The organism is Grimontia sp. NTOU-MAR1 (genome assembly GCF_035758505.1).
Classification (GTDB): Bacteria; Pseudomonadota; Gammaproteobacteria; order Enterobacterales; family Vibrionaceae; genus Enterovibrio; species Enterovibrio marinus.
Genome location: NZ_CP142108.1, coordinates 491,411 through 500,616 on the forward strand (window position 1 = coordinate 491,411; position 9,206 = coordinate 500,616).

Below are 9,206 nucleotides of genomic sequence, written 5' to 3' on the forward strand. Positions count from 1 at the left end.
TTTAGGTAAATTAACTGAAAAATCGAAGGTGTTTGTAACTGACCGATGTACCGATTGCACTCAGAATAGACCAATCTCGAATTACTGATCACTCGCCTTGTAGCCCGCCACTGCTGTACTAATGTTCTGAAAAACACCGATAAAAATGAGCCTAACCCATTGGGCCGTAACCACAATAACGTCAGTAACTAGATCAGGGAAAATAACGATGGCTAGAGTTCTTATCATCGCCGGTGATTTCGTTGAAGACTATGAAATCATGGTGCCCTTTCAAACGCTTCAGGTTTTGGGACACTCGGTTTCTGTGGTTTGTCCGGGGAAATCAAATGGAGAAACCATTAAAACGGCTATCCATGACTTCGAGGGCGACCAAACCTACACCGAAAAACCAGGCCACATATTCACATTGAATGCGGACTTTGATGCGGTTTCCGACACCTCATTTGACGGTTTACTTTTACCTGGCGGACGCGCGCCAGAATACCTGCGTTTAAATGAGGACGTGTTGAACCTGATCACTGCGTTCAACAATAAAAACAAACCGATTGCTGCCATTTGCCACGGCGCCCAATTACTCACGGCATCATATGTGGTTTCAAACCGCGCGATTTCCGCTTACCCCGCTTGCGCTCCGGAAGTTCGCTTGGCCGGCGGTGAATTCACAAACATTGCGATGGACGAAGCCATTACCGACGGTAATCTCGTTACGGCACCAGCATGGCCTGCACACCCTGCGTGGCTCACCCAGTTCCACACACTGCTTACTCAATAACTATAACGATCCATCACTAAGCCTCCCATTTGGGCGCGATTCGCGCCCTTTTTTATTAGGCTTATTTTTCGTTTAAACCTCATATTTTCAGGTAGATAAGTAGTAGGATTTTCGTGTTATCTAGATTGGGCTAATGCGAACCAACAATAAGTTATAGTGCGTTATGGTTACGTTTATATGCTATAGCCACTGTTCAGTTTCAGTCTTCGCGGAATAGAAAACATCAGGTGCGAAATCTCGGAGTGAGTCTGGTGTTAGCTGGGGTTTCGCCACCACGACATAGCGCAGTGGTCCGTTGAATGTCATGGCGTCGAATGGATAACAGGTCACCAGTGTGACGCGGTCATCGTCCGTTTGCTCTATCCACTGAGTGTCAGATTCATGAGCGATGCTGATTTCTTCCACGCTGTAATACACCTGAGTGCCGGCGCGGGTCTCAATACTCATGGTATCGCCCGGCTTTATCTCAGACAGCCCCGAGAAATGGGTGTCGTTATGACCGTAGATGACGACGTTTCCCCTCCTTCCCGGCAAGGCAGTTTGCATCTGCAGTGTTGGACCAAATGCCAGGTTTCGCATGTTGGCGCCAGACAACACCCACTGCGGCTTGTTGTTCTTCAATGCGATCTTGGCGATGGGATAAGTATCAGCCCACGGCCAAGGGGCTTGGTTCTCGCCCGTTTGTTTTTGCTTCTCCCAAGCGTGGGCAATCATGAGTTGGGCGAGTTGCGCCTTGGCTTTTATGTATAGGCCATTTGCCATGATGACACCTCCACACAGGAAGCTGGCCATAAAAACGAGTTGCCAGGGCTTCTGCGGAAAATAACGACGGATGACTTCCATGTATACTGACCTTCTATTGGAAAACGTCACGTGATGCGCGACTGAAGCGAATCCCTACCGCACTGACAGCCAACATTAATCCACCCAGTAACATCATGAAGGTGCTTCCCAAACCACTCTGCAGCATGGTGACGTTGTTTTTAGGTGCATGTGGATTGATTTGATGTGGCTTTGCTTTCTCATCCAACGGTCGGCTTGGATTGTTATCAACGGCGACCAGCGACGTATGCTTGGTGACAATGTGATGATTTAAACCCAGCTCTGTGATTCGGGTTTCTTTCTCATTTGCACTCAAGCTTTGATTGAGGGTGATACTTTCGATTTGTTTACGCGCCCAAAGTACGTCTATACCTGTCGCAGCGCCCGCTTGAATGGCTTCAAGGTCAATATCCAGCTGCCATGGCGCGTCACTTTGAATGCCTGTTAGCTGTAATGTATTCGCGTTTTCGGGGATGGTAAACGCCAAACCCAAAGGCTGGGTTTTGTAGAGATCCGGTACTGGGTTTGGCCATGCATCGACAGGCTCGCCATCATCCCACTTCACGGTGATGTCTTTCATTACTGGGCTGGACAGCTTTTGAAACAGTGGCTTTAGTGACGTAGAAACTTCGTTGAGGCTACTGATATGGGTGAAGCTTCCTTTACCTGATACGGCGGCGCGCTGCATAAAAGTGCTGTTTGGCGCGGATCCAATCCCGACGGTAAACAGTCCTCGGTCTTTCAATCCTTTGCTGATTAAGCCGTACAGCTCTTCTTCATTGCCAATGGCACCGTCTGTCATAAAGACAATTTGGTTCAAGTAACCAGCCATTGGCTCTGACGTATACGCCAACTCTAATGCTGTCGCTATTTCGGTGCCCCCATCTGCTTCAATGCCACGAACAATGCTGCTGACTAAACCGATATTCTTGAGAGTTGCTTGCACGGGCACTGACGAATAACGACGCGCTTCGTGATTAAAGATAATCAGGTTGAAGTAGTCATCGGCTTCGAGGCTATGCAGCGCGTAGATGACGGCTTCTTTGGCTTGCTCGATGGATTCACCGTACATTGAGCCGGAGATGTCCAACACCAAAGTGATGTTTTGGGGGATGCTGTTTGCCTGCTTCGATTGCGGCGGCATCGCCATTAAAAGACCGTACTTCTCGCCTTCCTTTTCCTGCACAAATAAGGCTGCAACCGGCATGCTGGCAGCCGCTGGGCGCCATTTCAGTACAAAATCCTGATTGGCGATTTCCATTTCGCTCAGTGTGACGGAATAGCGGCTTTCAGAGACCTTTTCTACATTGATGGAAGCTGTGGTGCTTTCCACAAAATCAATCGGCAGACCCATGTTGATGTCTGCTTCCAAGGTAAAAGCGATTTCATCTTCAAGCAGCGGATCACGATACTCCGGCGTAATTTCATTGGCATCTGGCACCTGACGCGTTGCCACAGCCCAACCGTTTTGCATTTCCTGTAATGGTGTTACCACTTCTTCAACACGATGTTCGCCTTCTTCCAGAATTGGGCCTTCGATGTCGCCTCTTGCCTGCAGTGACGTCGAATCTGGCAACCCCGGAATGTAGCGATGCGTGAAGGTGGTTGGGAAACGAAGGCTGAACTCACCATCTTCATAGTGAACCGTCTCCTGATATTGGATATTCACCACAATGGTTTCGCCAGGCGCAACATTGGCAATCTGCGTAGAGAACAAGTTCGCACGGTGCTGTTCCACCAACGAGGCTTTTTTTCCCTGCTCAGCGGCACGGTTGAAGGTTTCTCTCGCTTGCTGTTTCTTTTGGATTTCACCTTCAATGATGCGCTCACCGATTTGAATCGTCAGATGATCGACCGCTGCATTCTGAGGTAGCGGAAACAGATAACGGGCGTTAATCCAATCGTCTGTTGGATTGGTAAAACGCTGTTCGACCTTCACGCGATTCACCAGACCATTTATCACCAACTCTGCACTGGTGGAAAGCTGAGGCGCTGCCGTCCAGAGTTTGTCTTCGCTGTTTTGCGTTTGTATATACAAGCCGCCTTCTTCCTCACTGGCAAAAGCAATCGCAGGGAGGAACATGATGAAAAGCGCTGTCAGCAACCAATCTGCTAACGGCGCTTTGAATGAGACTTTGGAGATTTTCAGGGAGTACATTGCCACTTCCTTGACCTGTCGTTATTGACTGGCATTACACCAAATCAATCTGTCGGTTCCGGGTAGCAACTGAGGCCAATTCAGACCAATTGTGGCAAGATTATGGTGGCCCAACACATTTAAGTTATAGTGCGTTAAAGGATGTAAAACAGCAGGAGACATGCTCCTGCTTAAATTATTGATTTAACGTGTGATCAGTCGTATTTACCCTTTCACACAAACCACTTGCTTCAGGGTATGCACCACTTCGATAAGGTCTTTCTGTGCTTCCATGACTTTGTCGATATCTTTGTAGGCGTGCGGGATTTCATCAATCACTGCTGCATCTTTTCGGCACTCAACACCTTCCGTCGCGGCAACTTGATCTTTGATGCTATAAACCTTTTTCGCCTGTGCTCTCGACATCACACGCCCTGCGCCATGACTACAGCTTTCGAAGCTTTCTGGATTGCCAAGCCCTCGAACGATGAAGGACTTCGCCCCCATGTTACCAGGGATAATCCCCAGTTCGCCCTTGCCAGCCCTCACCGCGCCTTTACGAGTGACATAGCATGACTTACCAAAGTGCGTTTCCCGCGAGATATAGTTGTGGTGACAATTCACCGCCACGTCTGCCGTTTCAAATGGCACTGGGATTTGTTTTCTCAGCGCTGTAATCGCATTGATCATCATGATTTCACGGTTTTTCGCGGCAAAATCCTGCGCCCATTCGACAGCTTCCACGTAATCGTTAAAGTAGTCGCTGCCCTCTTCCAAATACGCCAGATCCTGATCGGGAAGGTGGATCTGGTGTCGTTCCATCTCCTTCTTCGCCAGTTCGATAAAGTAGGTACCAATGCGGTTTCCTACGCCACGGCTGCCTGAGTGAAGCATGATCCAAACTGCGTCGTTTTCATCCAGACAAAGCTCCAGAAAGTGGTTCCCCGTTCCCATGGTGCCCAGATGGTTAACGTGGTTGCTTTTCCTGATCGCCGGATGCTTATGGCAGATTGCCTCGAAGCGCAGTTCCAGCTTTTGCCACTCTTTTGCTACCACTTCAGGGATGTTATGCCACGCGCCGCGGTCGGTTTTTCCTCGCCCAAACGTTCTTCCATGTGGTATCGCCGACTCAAAAGCATGTCGGATACCACTGAGGTTATCCGGGAGCTGTGAGGCTTTCAGCGAGGTTTTGCTTGCGAGCATCCCGCAGCCGATATCCACTCCCACGGCTGCCGGTATCACGGCTTTGACCGAGGGAATCACGCTACCAATCGTAGCCCCCATACCGAGGTGGACATCCGGCATCACGGCAATATGGGAGTGAACAATATCCATAGATGCGATGTTATTCAGCTGTTGGCGTGCCTTATCTTCAAACGGTACGCCTTTGGTCCACGCTTTTATCGTTGCTTTGTTTTCGTTTTTAATTTCGATGTAGTTTTCAGTACACATTGTGCTTTCCTTGATGACGCGCCTTACCGTATTTGCTTCACGGCAAGACGCGTTTTCTATGTTATTTTCACCACGCCTTGCATGAGTCCTTCCAGACCACCGTAGACGTTGAGGTTGCTGATTTTGTCCGCCACTTTTTCAAGTGCTTCCAGCTCTTTCAGGCGCATCAGTGTTGGGTTGTTTTCCATCACTTTGGCGGTGTTGTGCAGGCTTCGTGTCGCTGCCGTTTCCTCACGACGTTTGATCACGTTGGCCTCTGCCGCTTTTTGCGCTTCAACGACCTGGTTGAGAATCGCTTTGATTTCACCCGGTAAAATGATGTCTTTCATACCCACGTTGCCTAACTCGACACCGACTGCTTTCAGATTTTCTGCCACCAGCTCTTTCACGGTTTCACCCACATAGAGCTTATCCAGCAGTAAATCGTCCAACGCTTTGGTGCCAATGGCTTCACGCAACGCTAACTGCAGCAGTTTGTAGGCGTATTGTTCGACATCGTCCACGCTGCTGGCAGCTGTTTCAGCATCCAAGATGCGGATGTTGGCGGTTAAGTTGATGCGCAGGCTAACGCGGTCTTTGGTCATGATTTCCTGACCTGACACTTCCAGAATCTGGGTGCGCGTGTCATAGCTTTTCAACTGAAACTCACGGTTGAACTGCCAATAGCCATAAGTGCCCGGAGACAGTTTTTCTGCCAGCTTGCCGTCGATATAAAGCAGGCCGACATGGCTGTTTTTCACTGTCGCCACCGCTACGGGTTTCACTGCGACCGTCGATTCACTGCGTATCAAACGCGTCGCCAGGTTCACACCGGCTTTGTTGATCAAATACAGCGTCTTATCTTCCACCAGCGGTGTATCTGCAATGTCGATACGATCCAATCGGATCTCACCGGCATCTTTCCACATAAACAGACGCTCTCCCGGTGCCACCACACCACGCAACATGCCATCAAGATACAACATGCCTACTTCTGTATCCTGAAGTTTCTCGTGTTGGATGTGCTCCTTCAACGAGGCTGAGCCTTGGTATAAACGCTCTCCGTTTTTCTGGGAGAAATACAGCTCGTCGATATCGAAAACTTCGAATTCAACATCGTCTTTCATGTCCCAAATTTTGTGTAAACCCTGCATAAGCACTTGGGTCAGTTGCTGGTTTTGAAAAACCAGTGCGCGTTCGTTTTCTGCAATTTTGATGGTTTTACGAAACATAATCTTTTTCCTTGTTTAGTGAGAAACGAAAGGACACAGCGTGGCGATGCAGTGGCAACTGTCGCTCTTGGTAAAGGAAGCTTCCTGCCTGCTTTACCCCTCTGCGCGGTTGCGTCTTCATCTCATTGGTTGCTCCGTTCGTTTCCTTGTTTCCATTTGTTTGCGTTATCTGAGTGGGACTCGAACCCACGACATACGAATTAACTTCGCCGTTCTACCAATTGAACTATCAGTTAAGGTGACTAGAGCGGGAATCGAACCCGCAGGTGACGGAACATGTCCGCTGCTTTACCGTTTAGCTATCTAGTAGTTTTTAGGGAATCGAACCCTCGGCAGTTTCCTGCTCCCTTCCAGGGGAAACGTGATTGGTATACACATTCACAGTGTGAGGTGCACCGGGGTGGTATTCAGAACCACACGCCGCTAACCACGAGCTTGTTATTCCAAGTCACGTGCCAGTTTCAAAAGAAAAGTAAGAATTAATTTTTATTTTATTGTTTTTATTGAATTAAAATCTTTTCAGTCGAATATCAGTCGCCATATCCATTGCCACAAACATTCATATTTTCGATACTTATAGATATGGATATATCTTTTTGGATATGAAAGTGGTGATGAAGAAAACGATTGTTGTCAGCCTTTTGGGCACACAGTTAGACAGAATTGGAAAACGGGTTGATAGATGGACACGCTGGAGACCAAATGTCGGATTGGTTCAACAAGAAAGCCTGTCTATCGACACGCTTTATTTACTGCATGACAACCATTCCAAGCGCCTTGCCAATAACGTTGCCGTTGATATCGAATCCGTTTCGCCAGACACAAGCGTTGCCTTATGCCAGATGAACTTCGCCGATCCGTGGGATTTTGAAGAGGTGTACGCCAAGCTTTATGACTTTTGTGAAGCGATGGATTTCGACATCGATAATCATGATTACCTTTTCCACATCACGACGGGCACTCACGTGGCACAGATTTGTAGCTACCTGCTGACGGAGAGTCGTCACTTTCCGGGTAAGCTGATCCAGTCTGCGCCAGACCTGTCGAAGGAAGATAAGACCATTGGCCGTGTGCAGATTATCGATCTTGATCTGTCTCGCTATGACCAGCTCGCCACGCGCTTTGATAATGCACGAATTGAAGACGAAACCTTTCTGAAAGGCGGTATAGAAACACGCAATGAAGCCTTCAACCGGATGATTTCGCAGATCGAAAAGGTCGCGATTCGCTCCACTGCCCCTATCCTGCTTACCGGACCAACAGGTGCAGGGAAAAGCCAACTCGCTCAGCGTATCTATCAGCTTAAAAAGCGCCGTGCCTTGCTCAAAGGAGAACTTGTCACTGTGAACTGCGCAACGCTTAAAGGCATGAATGCGATGGCGGCGCTGTTCGGACATACCAAAGGCGCTTTCACGGGCGCTTCTGCGGCGCGTGAAGGTTTTCTGCGCGCTGCCGACAAAGGGCTACTGTTTCTGGATGAAATTGGCGAGCTTGGGCTTGAGGAGCAAGCTATGTTGCTTCATGCCATCGAATACAAACGGTTTCACCCTGTTGGCAGCGACAAGGACGTAAACAGCAACTTTCAACTCATCGCCGGTACAAACCGTGATTTGAAAGCCATGGTGATAGAGGGCACGTTTCGTGAGGATTTGCTGGCGAGAATCAACTTGTGGACGTACCCACTTCCTGGGCTAAAAGACCGCAAAGAGGATATTGAGCCTAATCTGGATTATGAAGTGATGGCCTTCGCCGAGAAACATGGTGATCGCATCCGCTTCAACAAAGAAGCGCGCGATAAGTTCCTCTCCTTTGCGCTCTCTCATCAGGCCACCTGGAACAGTAACTTCCGCGACTTAAGCTCTGCAGTCACCCGATTGGGCACATTGGCGGATTCATCCAGGATCGCGGTTGAAGATGTAGACGATGAAATAGCGCGTCTATCAGGTATGTGGAGCGGCTCGTCTAATGAAAGCTCCAGTTCCTATCTTTCTCTGTTAGATGACGAAGTCAGGGAGGATTTGGACACCTTTGACGTGCACCAGCTTAACTATGTGTTGAGTGTGTGTGACCGACATGATTCGATGGCGTCTGCAGGACGTGAATTGTTCAATATCAGTCGCACGAAAAAGGTTCAGTCTAACGATTCAGCGAGGCTTCAAAAGTATCTCGCGAAGTTTGGGGTTTCTTGGAAGGACTTGAAGAAAAAGTGAGCAATGAACTTCTTGTAAGGTAATGAAATTAAAATGGTAAATTCATAATCATGAATACTTACGCATGAACTATTTTACTTCCCTCGGAAAATTTTTCACTTTAGTGATAAGTCATTCAATTTAATGAATAAAAGACGTAAAACTGCGCGAATACAAAAACGGACGCTTTTTAGGCATCCGTTCTTGTATTTATTCTTTGCTCACCACCAGCTCAGTGTAGCCAGTATCGGGATCATGCTCTCGACTGAACCCGTAACCATAAAACTTCAGTAAACACACTTCCGCGGTGTGACTGACAATACAGCCTTCCATCATGTGCCCGCCTGTGACAGCGCCCTGTTTATCCGCGACCGAAATATGTAGGTGAACATGCTCTGGCGTGAGCGTGCCTGAAACAGAAAGGATTTCGAATGGCTCGATTTTGCTAAGCGTCGATTTTCCGTCGGCCACACGAATTTTTAGTTCAGAGAGACAACCCACCAGCGATGCGACGCAGCCAGCCTGAATCTGATGCGTTTTCACGGCATCGAGAATTGACTGCTTGAGATCTGCGCCTCTGATAAGACGAAATACGATGGGTTCAACGGATGACATGACAACTT

7 protein-coding genes and 1 tRNA gene are annotated in these 9,206 nt (G+C 48.5%); 2 read left to right on the plus strand and 6 right to left on the minus strand.

Annotated features, from left to right (window positions below):
• The first annotated feature begins 208 nt into the window (after positions 1–208).
• Positions 209–772, plus strand: a complete 564-nt coding sequence (locus VP504_RS02260; protein ID WP_325892753.1) for a DJ-1/PfpI family protein — start codon at positions 209–211, stop codon at positions 770–772.
• Positions 773–952: 180 nt separating this feature from the next.
• Here the strand turns inward: VP504_RS02260 and VP504_RS02265 are convergent, their stop codons facing one another.
• From VP504_RS02265 to VP504_RS02285, 5 genes are all read right to left on the minus strand, one after another.
• Positions 953–1,615, minus strand: coding sequence for a class GN sortase (locus tag VP504_RS02265; protein WP_325892754.1), 663 nt, complete (start codon positions 1,613–1,615; stop codon positions 953–955).
• 13 nt (positions 1,616–1,628) lie between these two features.
• The gene (locus VP504_RS02270) at positions 1,629–3,752 is read right to left on the minus strand and encodes a marine proteobacterial sortase target protein (protein ID WP_325892755.1); all 2,124 of its coding nucleotides are present in this window, start codon (positions 3,750–3,752) and stop codon (positions 1,629–1,631) included.
• Positions 3,753–3,956: 204 nt separating this feature from the next.
• On the minus strand, positions 3,957–5,183 hold the full coding sequence (locus VP504_RS02275) for an RtcB family protein (RefSeq protein WP_325892756.1): 1,227 nt from the start codon (positions 5,181–5,183) through the stop codon (positions 3,957–3,959).
• Positions 5,184–5,239: 56 nt separating this feature from the next.
• The gene (locus VP504_RS02280) at positions 5,240–6,394 is read right to left on the minus strand and encodes a slipin family protein (RefSeq protein ID WP_325892757.1); all 1,155 of its coding nucleotides are present in this window, start codon (positions 6,392–6,394) and stop codon (positions 5,240–5,242) included.
• Between the two features lie 239 nt (positions 6,395–6,633).
• Positions 6,634–6,702: transfer RNA gene (locus tag VP504_RS02285), tRNA-His, on the minus strand.
• Positions 6,703–6,996: 294 nt separating this feature from the next.
• Between VP504_RS02285 and rtcR the strand changes: the two genes are divergently transcribed.
• Positions 6,997–8,604: an RNA repair transcriptional activator RtcR gene (gene rtcR / locus VP504_RS02290; RefSeq protein ID WP_325893963.1), complete on the plus strand. Its 1,608-nt coding sequence runs from the start codon at positions 6,997–6,999 to the stop codon at positions 8,602–8,604.
• Positions 8,605–8,793: 189 nt separating this feature from the next.
• Here rtcR and VP504_RS02295 read toward each other — a convergent pair whose 3' ends face one another.
• Positions 8,794–9,198, minus strand: coding sequence for a PPC domain-containing DNA-binding protein (locus VP504_RS02295; protein ID WP_325892758.1), 405 nt, complete (start codon positions 9,196–9,198; stop codon positions 8,794–8,796).
• Positions 9,199–9,206 lie beyond the last annotated feature (8 nt).

Coding starts and splice junctions, on each gene's coding strand:
- VP504_RS02280 (WP_325892757.1), bottom strand. CDS start 6,394: ATGTTTCGTAAAACCATCAAAATTGCAGAAAACGAACGCGCACTGGTT.
- VP504_RS02265 (WP_325892754.1), bottom strand. CDS start 1,615: ATGGAAGTCATCCGTCGTTATTTTCCGCAGAAGCCCTGGCAACTCGTT.
- VP504_RS02275 (WP_325892756.1), bottom strand. CDS start 5,183: ATGTGTACTGAAAACTACATCGAAATTAAAAACGAAAACAAAGCAACG.
- VP504_RS02260 (WP_325892753.1), top strand. CDS start 209: ATGGCTAGAGTTCTTATCATCGCCGGTGATTTCGTTGAAGACTATGAA.
- VP504_RS02295 (WP_325892758.1), bottom strand. CDS start 9,198: ATGTCATCCGTTGAACCCATCGTATTTCGTCTTATCAGAGGCGCAGAT.
- VP504_RS02270 (WP_325892755.1), bottom strand. CDS start 3,752: ATGTACTCCCTGAAAATCTCCAAAGTCTCATTCAAAGCGCCGTTAGCA.
- rtcR (WP_325893963.1), top strand. CDS start 6,997: ATGAAAGTGGTGATGAAGAAAACGATTGTTGTCAGCCTTTTGGGCACA.